The 18,059-nt window shown below is 54.8% G+C and carries 11 protein-coding genes, 2 tRNA genes, 2 rRNA genes and 1 pseudogene; 13 read left to right on the forward strand and 3 right to left on the reverse strand.

All coding sequences use genetic code 11. The features are described 5' to 3' along the window. The first annotated feature begins 1 nt into the window (after nt 1). Genes tatB through tatD form a run of 3 tightly spaced genes read left to right on the forward strand, consistent with a single transcriptional unit; the run spans nt 2 to nt 2,138 of the window. On the forward strand, nt 2–541 hold the full coding sequence (gene tatB / locus DAI21_RS05475) for a Sec-independent protein translocase protein TatB (RefSeq protein ID WP_102105638.1): 540 nt from the start codon (nt 2–4) through the stop codon (nt 539–541). A gap of 2 nt (nt 542–543) precedes the next feature. Continuing rightward, entirely contained in the window at nt 544–1,314 is a 771-nt protein-coding gene (tatC, locus tag DAI21_RS05480) for a Sec-independent protein translocase subunit TatC (protein ID WP_100778465.1), read from the forward strand. Nucleotides 1,315–1,355: 41 nt separating this feature from the next. Further along, nucleotides 1,356–2,138, forward strand: a complete 783-nt coding sequence (gene tatD / locus DAI21_RS05485) for a 3'-5' ssDNA/RNA exonuclease TatD (protein WP_107702652.1) — start codon at nt 1,356–1,358, stop codon at nt 2,136–2,138. Here the strand turns inward: tatD and rfaH are convergent. After that, nucleotides 2,135–2,626: a transcription/translation regulatory transformer protein RfaH gene (gene rfaH / locus DAI21_RS05490; RefSeq protein ID WP_102105636.1), complete on the reverse strand. Its 492-nt coding sequence runs from the start codon at nt 2,624–2,626 to the stop codon at nt 2,135–2,137. The genes tatD and rfaH overlap by 4 nt on opposite strands. A gap of 170 nt (nt 2,627–2,796) precedes the next feature. Here rfaH and ubiD point away from each other — a divergent pair, with 170 nt between their 5' ends. Next, nucleotides 2,797–4,302 carry a 4-hydroxy-3-polyprenylbenzoate decarboxylase gene (ubiD, locus tag DAI21_RS05495; RefSeq protein ID WP_100778468.1) on the forward strand — a complete coding sequence of 502 codons (1,506 nt, stop codon included), beginning with the start codon at nt 2,797–2,799 and terminating at the stop codon, nt 4,300–4,302. A 30-nt stretch (nt 4,303–4,332) separates the two neighbouring features. After that, a complete protein-coding gene (gene fre / locus DAI21_RS05500) occupies nt 4,333–5,034 on the forward strand; it encodes an NAD(P)H-flavin reductase (RefSeq protein ID WP_100778469.1) in 702 nt (233 codons plus the stop codon). A 92-nt stretch (nt 5,035–5,126) separates the two neighbouring features. Here fre and fadA read toward each other — a convergent pair whose 3' ends face one another. Both fadA and fadB read right to left on the reverse strand, forming a co-directional pair. Beyond that, the gene (gene fadA / locus DAI21_RS05505) at nt 5,127–6,290 is read right to left on the reverse strand and encodes an acetyl-CoA C-acyltransferase FadA (protein WP_100778470.1); all 1,164 of its coding nucleotides are present in this window, start codon (nt 6,288–6,290) and stop codon (nt 5,127–5,129) included. 9 nt (nt 6,291–6,299) lie between these two features. Next, nucleotides 6,300–8,489, reverse strand: a complete 2,190-nt coding sequence (gene fadB / locus DAI21_RS05510; RefSeq protein WP_107702653.1) for a fatty acid oxidation complex subunit alpha FadB — start codon at nt 8,487–8,489, stop codon at nt 6,300–6,302. 188 nt (nt 8,490–8,677) lie between these two features. On the opposite strand from fadB, the gene pepQ reads away from it, so the two are divergent. The 8 genes and pseudogenes from pepQ to DAI21_RS05550 all read left to right on the forward strand — a co-directional run bounded on the left by pepQ (nt 8,678) and on the right by DAI21_RS05550 (nt 18,033). Continuing rightward, nucleotides 8,678–10,009 carry a Xaa-Pro dipeptidase gene (pepQ, locus tag DAI21_RS05515; RefSeq protein ID WP_107702654.1) on the forward strand — a complete coding sequence of 444 codons (1,332 nt, stop codon included), beginning with the start codon at nt 8,678–8,680 and terminating at the stop codon, nt 10,007–10,009. After that, a complete protein-coding gene (locus DAI21_RS05520) occupies nt 10,009–10,623 on the forward strand; it encodes an IMPACT family protein (protein WP_107702655.1) in 615 nt (204 codons plus the stop codon). The genes pepQ and DAI21_RS05520 overlap by 1 nt, the downstream gene beginning before the upstream one ends. 39 nt (nt 10,624–10,662) lie before the next feature. After that, complete coding sequence (gene trkH / locus DAI21_RS05525; RefSeq protein WP_100778474.1) at nt 10,663–12,114, forward strand: Trk system potassium transporter TrkH; 1,452 nt, start codon at nt 10,663–10,665, stop codon at nt 12,112–12,114. A gap of 11 nt (nt 12,115–12,125) precedes the next feature. Next, nucleotides 12,126–12,667, forward strand: a pseudogene (gene hemG, locus DAI21_RS05530) (menaquinone-dependent protoporphyrinogen IX dehydrogenase). A 380-nt stretch (nt 12,668–13,047) separates the two neighbouring features. Further along, nucleotides 13,048–14,587, forward strand: a 16S ribosomal RNA gene (locus tag DAI21_RS05535). Nucleotides 14,588–14,658: 71 nt separating this feature from the next. Next, nucleotides 14,659–14,735 (forward strand) — tRNA-Ile (locus DAI21_RS05540). A gap of 110 nt (nt 14,736–14,845) precedes the next feature. Beyond that, nucleotides 14,846–14,921 (forward strand) — tRNA-Ala (locus tag DAI21_RS05545). A 207-nt stretch (nt 14,922–15,128) separates the two neighbouring features. Beyond that, nucleotides 15,129–18,033 (forward strand): 23S ribosomal RNA (locus DAI21_RS05550). The 16S and 23S rRNA genes sit together here with 2 tRNA genes alongside, the layout of an rRNA operon. The last annotated feature ends 26 nt before the right edge of the window (nt 18,034–18,059 follow it).

The raw sequence follows: 18,059 nt of genomic DNA on the forward strand, positions 1-18,059 counted from the left end.
CGTGTTCGATATTGGTTTTGGTGAACTGCTGCTGGTATTCGTGATTGGCCTGATTGTATTAGGCCCGCAACGTCTGCCGGTGGCAGTAAAAACTGTCGCAGGCTGGGTACGCGCGCTGCGCTCGCTGGCCACGACGGTGCAAAATGAACTGGCGCAGGAACTCAAGCTCCAGGAGTTTCAGGACAGCCTGAAAAAGGTTGAAAAGGCGAGCATGGATAATCTGTCGCCTGAGCTGAAAGCGTCGATGGATGAATTGCGTGAAGCTGCGGAGTCCATGAAGCGTTCTTACAGCGTCAACGATCCTGAAAAAGCGAGCGATGAAGCGAACACTATTCGTAATCCGCTGGTAAAAGATAGCGATGCTCAGCGTGAAGGCGTTACGCCTGCCGAAGCGGAGCATCAGGCCAGTGCGCCATCGCAAGCCCCTGATCTGCAAGAGCCCGTCCCTGCACAAGAGCCTGAGGTAAAACCGAAAGCCGCAGAAGCAAAAGCCGCCGCGCCCGTTTCCGAATCCGCCCCCTCGTCGAGTGATAAAGCGTAAACATGGCAGTAGATGATACTCAACCACTTATTACGCACCTCATTGAGCTGCGTAAGCGTCTGTTAAACTGCATTATTGCCGTTTTCCTGATTTTCTTGTGCCTGGTCTATTTCGCTAACGACATCTATCAGGTTGTCTCCGCGCCGTTGATTAAGCAGATGCCGCTGGGTGCAACGATGATTGCCACCGATGTGGCGTCGCCGTTCTTCACGCCAATCAAGCTGACCTTCTGGGTCTCGCTGATTGCGTCTGCGCCGGTGATTCTTTACCAGGTGTGGGCGTTTGTGGCGCCAGCGCTCTACAAACATGAACGTAAGCTGGTAATCCCACTTCTGGTCTCCAGCTCGCTGCTGTTTTATATCGGCATGGCTTTTGCCTACTTCGTCGTCTTCCCGCTGGCCTTTGGCTTCCTGACGCACACCGCGCCGGAAGGGGTGCAGGTCTCGACGGACATCGCCAGCTACCTAAGCTTTGTGATGGCGCTGTTTATGGCGTTCGGCGTGGCCTTCGAGGTGCCGGTCGCGATCGTCCTGCTCTGCTGGATGGGCGTCACCACGCCGGAAGATCTGCGTAAGAAACGCCCGTATATGCTGGTGGGCGCGTTCGTGGTCGGGATGTTGCTGACGCCGCCTGATGTCTTCTCGCAAACCCTGCTGGCGATACCGATGTACTGCCTGTTTGAGGTTGGCGTGTTCTTCTCGCGCTTCTATGTGGGCAAACGTCGCTCACGGGATGACGAAGAAGATGAGCCAGAAAATCCGACAGAAGAGTAAAACCAGCCGCCCGACAGGGCGGTTGTCATATGGGAGAGAGCATGTTTGATATCGGTTTAAATCTGACCAGTTCGCAGTTTGCCAAAGATCGTGATGAGGTGGTGGCGCGTGCCTTTGCTGCGGGCGTCAACGGGCTGTTGCTGACGGGCACCAACCTTCAGGAAAGCGAGCATGCGCAGCGGCTGGCGCAGGGCTTTGAGCACTGCTGGTCAACCGCAGGCGTACATCCTCACGACAGTAGCCACTGGAGTGATGAAAGCGCCGGGACGCTGTATGCGCTGGCGAAAACAGCAGAGGTGGTGGCGATTGGCGAATGTGGTCTCGATTTTAACCGCAACTTTTCTACCCCTGCCGAGCAGGAGAGGGCGTTTACCGCACAGCTGGCGCTGGCGGCAGAACTCGGGATGCCGGTGTTTATGCATTGCCGCGACGCCCACGAACGTTTTCTGACGCTGCTGGAACCCTGGCTGGATAAGCTGCCTGGCGCGGTGCTGCACTGCTTTACCGGCTCCCGCCAGGAGGCGATTGAGTGTCTGGATCGCGGGCTGTATCTGGGCATTACCGGCTGGGTTTGCGATGAACGACGTGGACTGGAGTTGCGCGAACTGCTGCCGGTTATTCCTGCCGATCGGCTGTTAGTCGAAACGGATGCACCGTACCTTCTGCCGCGCGACATGCGGCCCAAACCCGCCTCACGACGCAACGAACCGGCTTATCTTGGCCATATCGTGGAGCGGATCGCGCACTGGCGGGGCGAAGAATTGCAGTGGCTGGACGCACAGACGGATGAAAACGTCCGTCGTCTGTTCGGCGTGAGGTTTTAAACCTTGCGGAATTCGGTATTCTTGACGCTCTGACGTACCTGTTTATTAAGGAAGTTCAGCAGCAGCATGGAGCGCGCTTCGCCGTCTGGCTCGGCAAATATTGCTTCAAACCCTTCGAATGCCCCTTCGGTGATAACAACGCTATCGCCGGGGAACGGCGTTTCAGGGTCGGTAATATCTTCCGGCTGTTTGTAGACCGAAAGCTGGTGGATCACCGTCGACGGCACGGTGGCCGGATGCGCGCCAAAGCGCACGAAGTGGCTGACACCCCGCGTGGCATTGATGGTGGTGGTGTGGATCACTTCCGGGTCGAATTCGACGAAAAGGTAGTTAGGGAACAGCGGCTCACTGACTGTTGTACGCTTGCCGCGCAGCATTTTTTCGAGCGTAATAACAGGCATCAGACAATTGACTGCCTGACGCTCAAGATGTTCCTGCGCACGCTGAATTTGCCCGCGTTTGCAATACAGTAAATACCAGGCTTGCATAATCACTCTTTCCCTTTGTTCGCGGCGCAAGCATATCAAAACCCCGAAGGGATCGCTAAGGTGATTATAATGGCCGAAAGCGGAAGTTGAGGCAGAACTTCACGCTTATTTAACAAAATTACAGCGTCATGATGACGAACGCCGTATAATGAAGCGCTTACAGAGAGGCCATGACTAACTGCATGAAATACCACGATCTACGCGACTTCCTGGCGCTGCTGGAAAAGCAGGGCGAACTCAAACGCATTACGCTCCCTGTTGATCCTTATCTGGAAATGACAGAAATCGCTGACCGCACCCTGCGTGCCGGTGGCCCCGCGTTGCTGTTTGAAAATCCGAAAGGTTATTCCATGCCGGTGCTCTGCAACCTCTTCGGCACGCCTAAGCGTGTGGCGATGGGGATGGGCCAGGAAGATGTCAGTGCGCTGCGTGAAGTCGGTAAACTGCTGGCATTCCTGAAAGAGCCAGAGCCGCCGAAAGGCTTCCGCGATCTGTTCGACAAACTGCCGCAGTTTAAGCAGGTGTTGAATATGCCAACCAAACGCCTGCGCGGTGCGCCGTGCCAGCAGAAAATCCTCGAAGGCGATGCCGTCGATCTGACCAAAATCCCTATCATGCAGTGCTGGCCTGAAGATGCCGCGCCGCTGATCACCTGGGGTTTGACGGTTACCCGTGGCCCGCATAAAGAGCGTCAGAATCTCGGTATTTATCGCCAGCAGCTGATTGGCAAAAACAAACTGATTATGCGCTGGCTGTCGCATCGCGGCGGTGCGCTTGATTTCCAGGAGTGGTGTGCGGCGCATCCGGGCGAGCGTTTCCCGGTTTCAGTGGCGCTCGGTGCCGATCCGGCGACCATTCTCGGCGCCGTGACGCCGGTGCCTGATACATTGTCGGAATACGCTTTCGCAGGCCTGCTGCGCGGCACCAAAACCGAAGTGGTGAAGTGTATTTCTAACGACCTGGAAGTGCCTGCCAGCGCGGAAATCGTGCTTGAAGGCTATATCGAACAGGGCGAGCTGGCACCGGAAGGGCCTTATGGTGACCATACGGGATACTACAATGAAGTGGATAGCTTCCCGGTGTTTACCGTTACGCACATTACGCAGCGTGAAGATGCGATTTATCACTCGACCTACACCGGCCGTCCGCCGGATGAGCCTGCTGTATTAGGCGTCGCGCTGAATGAAGTGTTCGTACCGATTCTGCAAAAGCAGTTCCCGGAAATTGTCGATTTCTATCTGCCGCCAGAAGGATGTTCCTACCGCCTGGCGGTGGTGACGATGAAGAAACAGTACGCAGGTCACGCCAAGCGCGTGATGATGGGCGTGTGGTCATTCCTGCGCCAGTTTATGTATACCAAATTTGTTATTGTCTGTGATGACGACGTCAATGCCCGCGACTGGAATGACGTTATCTGGGCCATCACCACGCGTATGGACCCGGCGCGCGACACGGTGTTAGTGGAAAATACACCGATTGATTATCTGGATTTTGCCTCGCCGGTTTCTGGGCTTGGTTCAAAAATGGGACTGGATGCCACCAATAAATGGCCCGGCGAAACTGAGCGTGAATGGGGTCGCCCGATTAAAAAAGATCCTGAAGTGACCGCGCGAATTGACGCGATTTGGGACGAGTTGGCCATATTGAATGACGGTAAGCCCGAGTCTGACCGTTAAGCCCTATAGACTTCCCGACAGAGAGAGCGAATGACAACCTTAAGCTGTAAAGTGACCTCGGTAGATGCTATCACCGACACCGTATATCGCGTCCGTTTGGTTCCGGAGGCGGCGTTCTCTTTCCGCGCTGGCCAATATTTGATGGTGGTGATGGATGAACGTGATAAGCGCCCTTTCTCTATGGCGTCTACGCCAGCGGAGCAGGAATTTATTGAGCTGCATATTGGTGCGTCAGAGCTTAACTTGTATGCCATGGCAGTGATGGACCGTATTCTGAAAGAGCGTGAAATCAATGTCGATATCCCGCACGGCGAAGCCTGGCTGCGTGAAGACGAAGATCGTCCGCTGATTCTGATTGCCGGGGGAACGGGTTTCTCCTATGTGCGTTCGATTCTGCTGACTGCGCTGGCGCAAAATCCGGACCGCGACATCACCATCTACTGGGGCGGTCGCGAAGAGAAACATCTCTACGATCTTTCCGAGCTGGAAGCACTGAGCGTAACGCACCCGAATCTGCGCGTTGAGCCTGTAGTTGAGCAGCCGGAAGAGGGCTGGCGCGGGCGCTCAGGTACGGTGCTGACAGCGGTGTTGCAGGATCACGGGACGCTCGCCGGACACGATATCTATATTGCCGGGCGTTTTGAGATGGCGAAGATTGCTCGCGACCTGTTCTGCCATGAGCGTGATGCGCGGGAAGATCGCCTGTTCGGCGATGCGTTTGCGTTTATCTAAATAAAAAACCCGCCCCTGACAGGCGGGAAAAACGGCAACTAAATCATTTATTCTGTTACAGGCCGGGGAGCGAAACGCCCCCGGCTTTCTCATTACACCCGCTCAAACACCGTCGCGATCCCCTGGCCCAACCCGATACACATCGTCGCCAGACCAAACTGAGCGTCTTTGCGTTCCATCAGGTTGATAAGCGTGGTGCTGATACGCGCGCCCGAACAACCCAGCGGATGGCCCAGCGCGATCGCGCCGCCGTTGAGGTTGATCTTCTCGTCGATCTGCTCCATCAGCCCCAGATCTTTAATGCACGGCAGGATCTGCGCGGCGAACGCCTCATTCATCTCAAACAGGTCGATATCGCTGGCCGTCAGCCCGGCTTTTTTCAGCGCCAGTTTTGACGCCGGAACCGGGCCGTAACCCATAATCGAGGGATCGCAGCCCACTACGGCCATGGAACGGACGCGAGCGCGCGGCTTCAGGCCTAACTCGCGAGCGCGGCTTTCGCTCATCACCAGCATCGCCGCTGCACCGTCGGAAAGGGCAGAGGATGAGCCTGCCGTCACCGTGCCGGTCACCGGGTCAAACGCCGGACGCAGCGTGGAAAGCGCTTCGACGGTGGTTTCCGGGCGGATCACTTCATCGAAGTAGAACTGTTTCAGTACGCCGTCAGCGTCGTGGCCGCCGGTCGGGAGGATCTCATTTTTAAAGGCGCCGGACTGCGTTGCGGCCCAGGCGCGGGCATGAGAGCGCGCAGCAAAGGCGTCCTGCATTTCGCGGCTGATGCCGTGCATGCGGGAGAGCATTTCGGCGGTCAGACCCATCATGCCCGCGGCTTTCGCCACGTTACGGCTCATGCCTGGGTGGAAATCGACACCGTGGCTCATCGGCACGTGGCCCATGTGTTCCACACCACCGACCATACAGACCTGCGCATCGCCGGTCATGATCATGCGAGCCGCGTCGTGCAACGCCTGCATCGACGAACCGCACAGACGGTTGACGGTGACCGCCGGAACCGAATGCGGGATTTCGGCCAGCAGGGAAGCGTTACGGGCGATGTTAAAACCCTGCTCCAGTGTTTGCTGTACACAGCCCCAGTAAATATCATCCAGCGCAGCCGCTTCCAGCGCAGGATTACGCGCCAGCAGACTACGCATCAGGTGCGCGGAGAGATCTTCCGCGCGCACGTTGCGGAATGCGCCGCCCTTCGAACGGCCCATCGGGGTGCGAATTGCATCGACAATGACAACCTGTTCCATTGTGACTCCTTAAGCCGTTTTCAGCTCGCCAACCGGACGGGCAGGCGCAACTGGGGGATAGTACGGTTCGTTATGACGCGCTTTATTACGCAGGCCTTCCGGCACGTCATACAACGCCCCGAGATGCTGATAGTGCTGCGCCATGTCGAGATACTTCGCGCTGCCGAGCGTATCCAGCCAGCGGAACGCACCGCCGTGGAACGGAGGGAAGCCGAGGCCGTAGACCAGCGCCATATCTGCTTCTGCCGGGCTTGCGATAATGCCTTCTTCCAGGCAACGCACCACTTCGTTGACCATCGGAATCATCATGCGGGCGATAATCTCTTCGTCGCTGAAATCACGTTTTGCCTGGCTGACGCCAGCCAGCAGATCTTCAACGGCAGCATCGTCCTCTTTCTTCGGCTTGCCTTTGCTGTCTTCTTTATAACGCCAGAAACCCAGACCGTTTTTCTGCCCAAAGCGACTGGCGTCGAACAGCGCATCGATGGCGTCGCGATAATCTTTCTGCATCCGCTGTGGGAAACCCGCGGCCATCACAGCCTGCGCATGGTGCGCCGTATCAATGCCGACCACGTCAAGCAGATACGCCGGGCCCATTGGCCAGCCGAATACTTTTTCCATCACTTTGTCGACTTTGCGGAAATCCGCGCCGTCGCGCAGCAGCTGGCTGAATCCGGCGAAGTACGGGAAGAGCACGCGGTTGACGAAGAAGCCTGGGCAGTCGTTCACCACAATTGGGGTTTTACCCATTTTGCTGGCCCACGCCACCACTTTGGCGATGGTTTCGTCGGAGGTTTTTTCCCCGCGAATCACTTCGACCAGTGGCATACGATGGACCGGGTTAAAGAAGTGCATGCCGCAGAAGTTTTCCGGACGCTTCAGAACGCTTGCCAGTTCGCCGATCGGAATAGTCGAGGTGTTGGACGCCAGAACCGTATCCGGGCGCACTTTCTCTTCCGTTTCTGCCAGTACTGCTTTTTTCACTTTCGGGTTTTCGACGACCGCTTCAACGACGATGTCCACGCGGTCAAAACCGGTGTACTCCAGCGTTGGCTGAATGGTTGAGATCACACCCGACAGCTTCAGACCGTCAATTTTGCCGCGCTCAAGCTGTTTGTTGAGCAGCTTGGCCGCTTCGTTCATGCCCAGCGTCAGGGATTTCTCGTTGATATCTTTCATCACTACCGGCACGCCTTTCCAGGCCGACTGGTAGGCAATCCCGCCGCCCATAATGCCTGCGCCGAGTACCGCCGCATGTTTTGGCGTTTCAACGTTTTTGGTGAGTTGTTTGGCTTTCCCTTTCACGTACTGATCGTTGAGGAAAATGCCGACCAGCGCGCGCGCTTCGCTGGTATGCGCCAGCGGCACGAAGCTTTGGTTTTCTAATTTAAGCGCGTCTTCGCGGCCAAAGCGTGCGGCGGCTTCAATGGTTTTAACGGCGGTGATCGGTGCCGGATAGTGTTTTCCGGCGGTCTGCATCACCATGCCTTTGGCAATGGTAAAGCTCATGGTGGCTTCAATTTTGCTGAGTTTCAGCGGCTCAAGCTTCGGCTGTCGTTTGGCTTTCCAGTCGAGATCGCCATTGATCGCCTGACGCAGAATGCTGATCGCACCGTCGCGCAGTTTTTCCGGCTTCACGATGCCGTCAATCAGGCCGATTTTCAGTGCCTGATCTGCGCCTACGTCTTTCCCTGCAGCGATAATTTCCAGCGCGCTGTCGGCGCCCAACATGCGTGGCATACGAACGGAACCGCCAAAGCCCGGCATGATGCCCAGCTTGGTTTCCGGCAGGCCGATGCGCAGATCCGGCGTGGCGAGACGATAGTCTGTCGCCAGCACGCATTCGCAGCCGCCGCCCAGCGCGTAGCCGTTGACGGCAGAGATCGTGGGAACAGGAAGGTCTTCCAGGCGGTTAAAGACGCTGTTGGCAAAATGCAGCCACTGGCTGAGCTGTTCTTCCGGCACCTGGAACAGGGAGAGGAACTCGGTGATGTCGGCACCGACAATAAAGGCGGCTTTCTCAGAACGCAGCAGCAGCCCTTTCAAATCAGATTGTTTTTCGAGGACATCCAGCGCGTGGCCGAGGCTGGCCACCGTCGCGGTGTCGAGTTTGTTGACTGAGCCGGGGGCATCGAACACCAGTTCGGCGATGCCATCTTCCAGCCAGTCTACGTACAGGGTGTCGCCTTTGTAGAGCATGTCAGTCTCCTGAATCCAGCAATTGGATCTGGTCATACCAGATGAAGTCGAGTGTGGAATTTATGTTAATAAAATGCAAATCACTCATTAAATAAATGCTGCATTGATCACGCTCGGTGGAAATGACGCAGTAAAAGCGAGGTGTGCTAAGATGCGAAGACTTGAGCTCAATAAAGAAAGGAAGAATGATGGACTCACTGGCCTCACTTTATAAAAATCATATTGTTACGTTACAGGAACGTACCCGCGATGTACTGGCCCGTTTTAAGCTCGATGCGCTGCTTATTCACTCTGGTGAGCTGGTCAACGTCTTCCTGGATGACCATCCGTATCCCTTCAAGGTCAATCCGCAGTTTAAAGCCTGGGTGCCGGTGACGCAGGTTCCCAACTGTTGGCTGCTGGTGGATGGCGTGAACAAGCCGAAACTGTGGTTCTATCTGCCGGTCGATTACTGGCACAACGTGGAGCCGCTGCCGACCAGCTTCTGGACCGAAGAAGTGGATGTGATTGCCCTGCCAAAAGCCGACGGTATCGGCAGCCAGCTGCCTGCTGCGCGTGGCAACATCGGGTATATTGGTCCGGTGCCAGAACGTGCTCGGGGTCTGGATATTTCTGCGGATAACATCAACCCGAAAGGCGTGATTGATTATCTGCACTATTACCGTTCGTATAAGACCGACTATGAACTCTCCTGCATGCGCGAAGCGCAGAAAACGGCGGTGAACGGTCATCAGGCGGCCCAGGAAGCCTTCCTTTCCGGGATGAGCGAGTTCGACATTAATCAGGCGTACCTGACGGCGACCGGCCATCGCGATACGGACGTGCCTTACAGCAACATCGTGGCGCTGAATGAGCATGCTTCCGTGCTGCACTATACAAAACTGGATCACCGCGCGCCGGCCGAGATGCGCAGTTTTCTGCTGGATGCGGGCGCTGAATACAACGGTTATGCAGCCGATCTGACCCGTACCTGGGCGGCGAACGCCGATACGGATTTCGCGCAGCTGATCAAAGACGTGAATGACGAACAGCTGGCGCTTATCAGCACCCTGAAGGCGGGTACCAGCTACGTCGATTACCACGTTCAATTCCATCAGCGCATCGCCAAACTGCTGCGTAAGCACCAGATTCTGACGGATATGAGCGAAGAGGCGATGGTGGAAAACGATCTCACCGGGCCGTTCATGCCGCACGGGATTGGTCATCCGCTGGGCCTGCAAGTTCATGATGTGGCTGGCTTTATGCAGGATGATACCGGCACGCATCTGGCTGCGCCGTCGAAGTATCCTTACCTGCGCTGCACCCGTGTGCTGCAACCGCGCATGGTGCTGACCATTGAACCAGGCATTTACTTCATCGACTCTCTGCTGCAGCCGTGGCGTGAAGGCCCGTTCAGCAAACATTTCAACTGGCAGAAAATTGAAGCGCTGAAGCCGTTTGGTGGCATTCGTATCGAAGATAACGTGGTGATTCACGAAAACAGCATCGAAAACATGACGCGAGATCAGAAACTGGCGTGATGGACAGCTGGCTGATACCGGCTGAGCCGGTCACCTTCGTCGAAGAGATCAAAAAGAGCCGCTTTATCACGCTGCTGGCCCATACGGACGGCGTGGAGGCGGCGAAGGCCTTTGTTGAATCTGTTCGTGCAGACCATCCTGATGCCCGCCACCACTGCGTAGCGTGGGTCGCCGGTCCACCGAATGATTCGCAACAGCTTGGCTTTTCTGATGATGGTGAGCCCACAGGAACAGCGGGTAAACCGATGCTCTCTCAGTTGATGGGAAGCGGCGTCGGGGAGATCACCGCTGTGGTGGTTCGCTACTACGGCGGCATCCTGTTAGGAACCGGTGGGCTGGTAAAAGCCTACGGCGGAGGAGTGCAGCAGGCGCTTAATCTGCTGCAGACGGTCCGCAAAACGCCACTTACCGAATATACTTTGTTCTGTGATTACGCTCAGTTATCTGGCATCGAAACGCTGCTTAAAAATGTTAACGGCGTGATTGTGCAGAGTGATTACCAGGCGACGGTACAATTACGCGTGGCGCTTCCTCAGGCGGAACTGGCGGCTTTTTCAGCAAAACTGGCTGATTTTAGTCGTGGTGCGTTGCAATTACTGCCGATTGAAGAATAATCCCCACCTTACTTTTTGAATACCAAAGGAACGGCAGAGATGCATTTTCGTGCCATAACCCGAATTGTTGGACTGCTGGTCATACTCTTTTCCGGGACGATGATCCTCCCAGGGCTGGTAGCGCTTATCTATCGGGACGGCGCGGGGCGTGCGTTCACGCAGACCTTTTTCGCCGCGCTGGTGATTGGCTCAATTCTCTGGTGGCCTAACCGTCGCGAGAAGGGCGAGTTGAAGTCTCGCGAGGGCTTTCTGATTGTGGTGCTGTTCTGGACCGTGCTGGGGAGCGTGGGTGCGCTGCCGTTTATCTTCGCGGAACAGCCGAATCTGACCGTGACCGACGCGTTTTTTGAATCCTTTTCCGGGTTAACGACCACGGGTGCGACCACGCTGGTGGGGCTGGACTCGCTACCGCATGCCATTCTCTTTTATCGGCAGATGCTGCAATGGTTCGGCGGTATGGGGATCATCGTCCTCGCCGTGGCGATTCTCCCGATACTGGGTGTCGGTGGGATGCAGCTCTATCGCGCTGAAATGCCGGGCCCCCTGAAAGATAACAAGATGCGTCCGCGTATTGCCGAGACGGCAAAAACGCTCTGGTTCATCTACGTATTACTGACCGTCGCGTGTGCGCTGGCCCTGTGGTTTGCCGGGATGCCTGCCTTCGATGCGATTGGACACAGCTTCTCCACGATTGCGATTGGCGGGTTCTCGACCCACGACGCCAGCGTGGGCTATTTCGATAGCCCGACTATCAACACTATTATTGCTATCTTCCTGCTGATCTCAGGCTGTAACTACGGTCTGCATTTCTCTTTATTGAGTGGGCGCAGCCTGAGGGTCTACTGGCGCGATCCAGAGTTCAGAATGTTTATCGGCGTGCAACTGACGCTGGTCATCATCTGTACGCTGGTGCTGTGGTTCCATGATGTTTACAGCTCGGCCGTGATGACCCTTAACCAGGCTTTCTTCCAGGTGGTGTCGATGGCTACGACGGCAGGCTTTACCACGGACAGCATTGCCCGCTGGCCGTTGTTCCTGCCGGTACTGCTTCTGTGCTCTGCTTTTATCGGCGGCTGTGCGGGATCCACGGGCGGGGGCCTGAAGGTCATCCGTATTCTGCTGCTGTTCAAGCAGGGTAACCGTGAACTGAAACGTCTGGTACACCCGAATGCGGTTTATAGCATTAAGCTTGGCAACCGCGCGCTGCCGGAACGTATTCTTGAAGCGGTGTGGGGCTTCTTTTCTGCCTACGCGCTGGTCTTTATCGTCAGCATGCTGGCGATTATCGCCACCGGCGTTGATGATTTCTCGGCGTTTGCTTCCGTAGTAGCAACGCTCAATAACCTTGGGCCGGGGCTTGGCGTGGTGGCGGATAACTTTGCCAGCATGAACCCGGTAGCGAAGTGGATCCTGATTGCCAACATGCTGTTCGGGCGTCTTGAAGTATTCACATTGCTGGTGCTGTTCACCCCAACATTCTGGCGCGAGTAAGGATCTAGCTGGTGAAGACACTTATTTTATTTTCGACACGAGATGGTCAGACGCGTGAGATCGCCTTTTATCTGGCGTCTGAATTGAAAGAGCAGGGCGTTTACGCTGATGTGGTGAATCTCAATCGGACGGAAGAGATTCACTGGCAGGATTACGATCGCGTGGTGATTGGCGCTTCTATTCGTTATGGCCATTTCCATCCTGCGCTGGATCGCTTTGTGAAAAAACATCTGGCGACATTAAACAGCCTGCCTGGTGCGTTCTATTCGGTGAACCTGGTCGCACGTAAAGCGGAGAAACGCACGCCGCAGACCAACAGCTATACGCGTAAGTTTTTATTGAACTCGCCGTGGCAGCCAGAACGCTGTGCTGTGTTTGCGGGCGCGCTGCGTTATCCACGCTATAGCTGGTATGACCGCTTTATGATCCGCCTCATTATGAAGATGACCGGGGGGAGACGGATACCCGTAAAGAAGTGGTTTATACGGACTGGCCGCAGGTGGCCAGTTTTGCGCGGGAAATCGCGCAATTAACGGTCGATTCGCGGGTTTAATCGACGGTAAGTTTGAAAAATAAGCGAACGATAACTTTTTTCGATTTTATGCTTGTCACCCCAGAATAACTCCCTATAATGCGCCTCCACTGACACGGAACAACGGCATACACGCCGCCGGGTTAGCGGGGTTCAGAGATGAACACCAACAGAGATAAGCGAAAATAAAGCTTGACTCTGAAGCGGGAAAGCGTAATATGCACACCCCGCGCCGTTGAGAAAAACGAAGCGGCACTGCTCTTTAACAATTTATCAGACAATCTGTGTGGGCACTCAAAGTGACATGGATTCTAAACGTCGCAAGACGCTAAATGAATACCAAAGTCTCTGAGTGAACATACGTAATTCATTACGAAGTTTAATTCACGAGCATCAAACTTAAATTGAAGAGTTTGATCATGGCTCAGATTGAACGCTGGCGGCAGGCCTAACACATGCAAGTCGAGCGGTAGCACAGAGAGCTTGCTCTCGGGTGACGAGCGGCGGACGGGTGAGTAATGTCTGGGAAACTGCCTGATGGAGGGGGATAACTACTGGAAACGGTAGCTAATACCGCATAACGTCGCAAGACCAAAGAGGGGGACCTTCGGGCCTCTTGCCATCAGATGTGCCCAGATGGGATTAGCTAGTAGGTGGGGTAATGGCTCACCTAGGCGACGATCCCTAGCTGGTCTGAGAGGATGACCAGCCACACTGGAACTGAGACACGGTCCAGACTCCTACGGGAGGCAGCAGTGGGGAATATTGCACAATGGGCGCAAGCCTGATGCAGCCATGCCGCGTGTATGAAGAAGGCCTTCGGGTTGTAAAGTACTTTCAGCGAGGAGGAAGGCATTGTGGTTAATAACCACAGTGATTGACGTTACTCGCAGAAGAAGCACCGGCTAACTCCGTGCCAGCAGCCGCGGTAATACGGAGGGTGCAAGCGTTAATCGGAATTACTGGGCGTAAAGCGCACGCAGGCGGTCTGTCAAGTCGGATGTGAAATCCCCGGGCTCAACCTGGGAACTGCATTCGAAACTGGCAGGCTAGAGTCTTGTAGAGGGGGGTAGAATTCCAGGTGTAGCGGTGAAATGCGTAGAGATCTGGAGGAATACCGGTGGCGAAGGCGGCCCCCTGGACAAAGACTGACGCTCAGGTGCGAAAGCGTGGGGAGCAAACAGGATTAGATACCCTGGTAGTCCACGCCGTAAACGATGTCGACTTGGAGGTTGTTCCCTTGAGGAGTGGCTTCCGGAGCTAACGCGTTAAGTCGACCGCCTGGGGAGTACGGCCGCAAGGTTAAAACTCAAATGAATTGACGGGGGCCCGCACAAGCGGTGGAGCATGTGGTTTAATTCGATGCAACGCGAAGAACCTTACCTACTCTTGACATCCACGGAATTTAGCAGAGATGCTTTAGTGCCTTCGGGAACCGTGAGACAGGTGCTGCATGGCTGTCGTCAGCTCGTGTTGTGAAATGTTGGGTTAAGTCCCGCAACGAGCGCAACCCTTATCCTTTGTTGCCAGCGGTTCGGCCGGGAACTCAAAGGAGACTGCCAGTGATAAACTGGAGGAAGGTGGGGATGACGTCAAGTCATCATGGCCCTTACGAGTAGGGCTACACACGTGCTACAATGGCGTATACAAAGAGAAGCGACCTCGCGAGAGCAAGCGGACCTCATAAAGTACGTCGTAGTCCGGATTGGAGTCTGCAACTCGACTCCATGAAGTCGGAATCGCTAGTAATCGTAGATCAGAATGCTACGGTGAATACGTTCCCGGGCCTTGTACACACCGCCCGTCACACCATGGGAGTGGGTTGCAAAAGAAGTAGGTAGCTTAACCTTCGGGAGGGCGCTTACCACTTTGTGATTCATGACTGGGGTGAAGTCGTAACAAGGTAACCGTAGGGGAACCTGCGGTTGGATCACCTCCTTACCTGAAAGAACCTGCCTTTGTAGTGTCCACACAGATTGTCTGATGAAAAATAAGCAGTAAAAAATCTCTGCAGGCTTGTAGCTCAGGTGGTTAGAGCGCACCCCTGATAAGGGTGAGGTCGGTGGTTCAAGTCCACTCAGGCCTACCAAATTTATCCTGATACTGCGTTGTGAAACGACTCGCATACTTCAGTATGCTTCGTCCTTCCACGCCTTGTCTCAGTCTAAATTACCGGTAATGAGATTTAGCATTTGTGATGGGGTTATAGCTCAGCTGGGAGAGCGCCTGCCTTGCACGCAGGAGGTCTGCGGTTCGATCCCGCATAGCTCCACCATCCTTTTACTGCGAACAACAAGAAAACTTCAGAGTGTACCTGAAAAGGTTCACTGCGAAGTTTTGCTCTTTAAAAATCTGGATCAAGCTGAAAATTGAAACGACACGCTGCGTCTGTTCTCCGTAATAAGAACAGAGTGACGGTGTGTTCGAGTCTCTCAAATTTTCGCGACACGACGATGTTTTACGAAACATCTTCGGGTTGTGAGGTTAAGCGACTAAGCGTACACGGTGGATGCCCTGGCAGTCAGAGGCGATGAAGGGCGTGCTAATCTGCGATAAGCGTCGGCGAGGTGATATGAACCTTTGACCCGGCGATACCCGAATGGGGAAACCCAGTGTGTTCCGACACACTATCATGTCATGAATACATAGTGGCATGAGGCGAACCGGGGGAACTGAAACATCTAAGTACCCCGAGGAAAAGAAATCAACCGAGATTCCCCCAGTAGCGGCGAGCGAACGGGGAGGAGCCCAGAGTCTGAATCAGCGCGTGTGTTAGTGGAAGCGTCTGGAAAGTCGCACGATACAGGGTGAAAGTCCCGTACACAAAAATGCACACGCTGTGAACTCGAAGAGTAGGGCGGGACACGTGGTATCCTGTCTGAATATGGGGGGACCATCCTCCAAGGCTAAATACTCCTGACTGACCGATAGTGAACCAGTACCGTGAGGGAAAGGCGAAAAGAACCCCGGCGAGGGGAGTGAAAAAGAACCTGAAACCGTGTACGTACAAGCAGTGGGAGCCTCTTTATGGGGTGACTGCGTACCTTTTGTATAATGGGTCAGCGACTTATATTCTGTAGCAAGGTTAACCGTATAGGGGAGCCGAAGGGAAACCGAGTCTTAACTGGGCGTTAAGTTGCAGGGTATAGACCCGAAACCCGGTGATCTAGCCATGGGCAGGTTGAAGGTTGGGTAACACTAACTGGAGGACCGAACCGACTAATGTTGAAAAATTAGCGGATGACTTGTGGCTGGGGGTGAAAGGCCAATCAAACCGGGAGATAGCTGGTTCTCCCCGAAAGCTATTTAGGTAGCGCCTCGTGAACTCATCTTCGGGGGTAGAGCACTGTTTCGGCTAGGGGCCATCCCGGCTTACCAACCCGATGCAAACTACGAATACCGAAGAATGTTATCACGGGAGACACACGGCGGGTGCTAACGTCCGTCGTGAAGAGGGAAACAACCCAGACCGCCAGCTAAGGTCCCAAAGTCATGGTTAAGTGGGAAACGATGTGGGAAGGCACAGACAGCCAGGATGTTGGCTTAGAAGCAGCCATCATTTAAAGAAAGCGTAATAGCTCACTGGTCGAGTCGGCCTGCGCGGAAGATGTAACGGGGCTAAACCATGCACCGAAGCTGCGGCAGCGACGCTTATGCGTTGTTGGGTAGGGGAGCGTTCTGTAAGCCGTTGAAGGTGTGCTGTGAGGCATGCTGGAGGTATCAGAAGTGCGAATGCTGACATAAGTAACGATAAAGCGGGTGAAAAGCCCGCTCGCCGGAAGACCAAGGGTTCCTGTCCAACGTTAATCGGGGCAGGGTGAGTCGACCCCTAAGGCGAGGCCGAAAGGCGTAGTCGATGGGAAACAGGTTAATATTCCTGTACTTGGTGTTACTGCGAAGGGGGGACGGAGAAGGCTATGTTAGCCGGGCGACGGTTGTCCCGGTTTAAGCATGTAGGCGGAGGTTCCAGGTAAATCCGGTACCTTTTTAACGCTGAGGTGTGATGACGAGGCACTACGGTGCTGAAGTAACAAATGCCCTGCTTCCAGGAAAAGCCTCTAAGCATCAGGTAACATCAAATCGTACCCCAAACCGACACAGGTGGTCAGGTAGAGAATACCAAGGCGCTTGAGAGAACTCGGGTGAAGGAACTAGGCAAAATGGTGCCGTAACTTCGGGAGAAGGCACGCTGGTGTGTAGGTGAAGTCCCTGCGGATGGAGCTGAAACCAGTCGAAGATACCAGCTGGCTGCAACTGTTTATTAAAAACACAGCACTGTGCAAACACGAAAGTGGACGTATACGGTGTGACGCCTGCCCGGTGCCGGAAGGTTAATTGATGGGGTTAGCGGCAACGCGAAGCTCTTGATCGAAGCCCCGGTAAACGGCGGCCGTAACTATAACGGTCCTAAGGTAGCGAAATTCCTTGTCGGGTAAGTTCCGACCTGCACGAATGGCGTAATGATGGCCAGGCTGTCTCCACCCGAGACTCAGTGAAATTGAACTCGCTGTGAAGATGCAGTGTACCCGCGGCAAGACGGAAAGACCCCGTGAACCTTTACTATAGCTTGACACTGAACACTGGTCCTTGATGTGTAGGATAGGTGGGAGGCTTTGAAGCGTGGACGCCAGTCTGCGTGGAGCCAACCTTGAAATACCACCCTTTAATGGCTGGTGTTCTAACGTAGACCCGTGATCCGGGTTGCGGACAGTGTCTGGTGGGTAGTTTGACTGGGGCGGTCTCCTCCTAAAGAGTAACGGAGGAGCACGAAGGTTAGCTAATCCTGGTCGGACATCAGGAGGTTAGTGCAATGGCATAAGCTAGCTTGACTGCGAGAGTGACGGCTCGAGCAGGTGCGAAAGCAGGTCATAGTGATCCGGTGGTTCTGAATGGAAGGGCCATCGCTCAACGGATAAAAGGTACTCCGGGGATAACAGGCTGATACCGCCCAAGAGTTCATATCGACGGCGGTGTTTGGCACCTCGATGTCGGCTCATCACATCCTGGGGCTGAAGTAGGTCCCAAGGGTACGGCTGTTCGCCGTTTAAAGTGGTACGCGAGCTGGGTTTAGAACGTCGTGAGACAGTTCGGTCCCTATCTGCCGTGGGCGCTGGAGAATTGAGGGGGGCTGCTCCTAGTACGAGAGGACCGGAGTGGACGCATCACTGGTGTTCGGGTTGTCATGCCAATGGCATTGCCCGGTAGCTAAATGCGGAAAAGATAAGTGCTGAAAGCATCTAAGCACGAAACTTGCCCCGAGATGAGTTCTCCCTGACCCTTTAAGGGTCCTGAAGGAACGTTGAAGACTACGACGTTGATAGGCTGGGTGTGTAAGTGCAGCGATGTATTGAGCTAACCAGTACTAATGAACCGTGAGGCTTAACCTTACAACGCCGAAGATGTTTTGGCGAAG

This window comes from Lelliottia sp. WB101 (genome assembly GCF_003051885.1).
Taxonomy (GTDB): Bacteria; Pseudomonadota; Gammaproteobacteria; order Enterobacterales; family Enterobacteriaceae; genus Enterobacter; species Enterobacter nimipressuralis.

Excerpts from the sequence above, each read along its gene's own strand:
- fadB (WP_107702653.1), bottom strand. The coding sequence starts at position 8,489 with ATGCTCTACAAAGGCGACACCCTGTACGTAGACTGGCTGGAAGATGGC.
- ubiD (WP_100778468.1), top strand. The coding sequence starts at position 2,797 with ATGACTAACTGCATGAAATACCACGATCTACGCGACTTCCTGGCGCTG.
- DAI21_RS05520 (WP_107702655.1), top strand. The coding sequence starts at position 10,009 with ATGGACAGCTGGCTGATACCGGCTGAGCCGGTCACCTTCGTCGAAGAG.
- tatD (WP_107702652.1), top strand. The coding sequence starts at position 1,356 with ATGTTTGATATCGGTTTAAATCTGACCAGTTCGCAGTTTGCCAAAGAT.
- fadA (WP_100778470.1), bottom strand. The coding sequence starts at position 6,290 with ATGGAACAGGTTGTCATTGTCGATGCAATTCGCACCCCGATGGGCCGT.
- rfaH (WP_102105636.1), bottom strand. The coding sequence starts at position 2,626 with ATGCAAGCCTGGTATTTACTGTATTGCAAACGCGGGCAAATTCAGCGT.
- trkH (WP_100778474.1), top strand. The coding sequence starts at position 10,663 with ATGCATTTTCGTGCCATAACCCGAATTGTTGGACTGCTGGTCATACTC.
- pepQ (WP_107702654.1), top strand. The coding sequence starts at position 8,678 with ATGGACTCACTGGCCTCACTTTATAAAAATCATATTGTTACGTTACAG.
- tatC (WP_100778465.1), top strand. The coding sequence starts at position 544 with ATGGCAGTAGATGATACTCAACCACTTATTACGCACCTCATTGAGCTG.
- fre (WP_100778469.1), top strand. The coding sequence starts at position 4,333 with ATGACAACCTTAAGCTGTAAAGTGACCTCGGTAGATGCTATCACCGAC.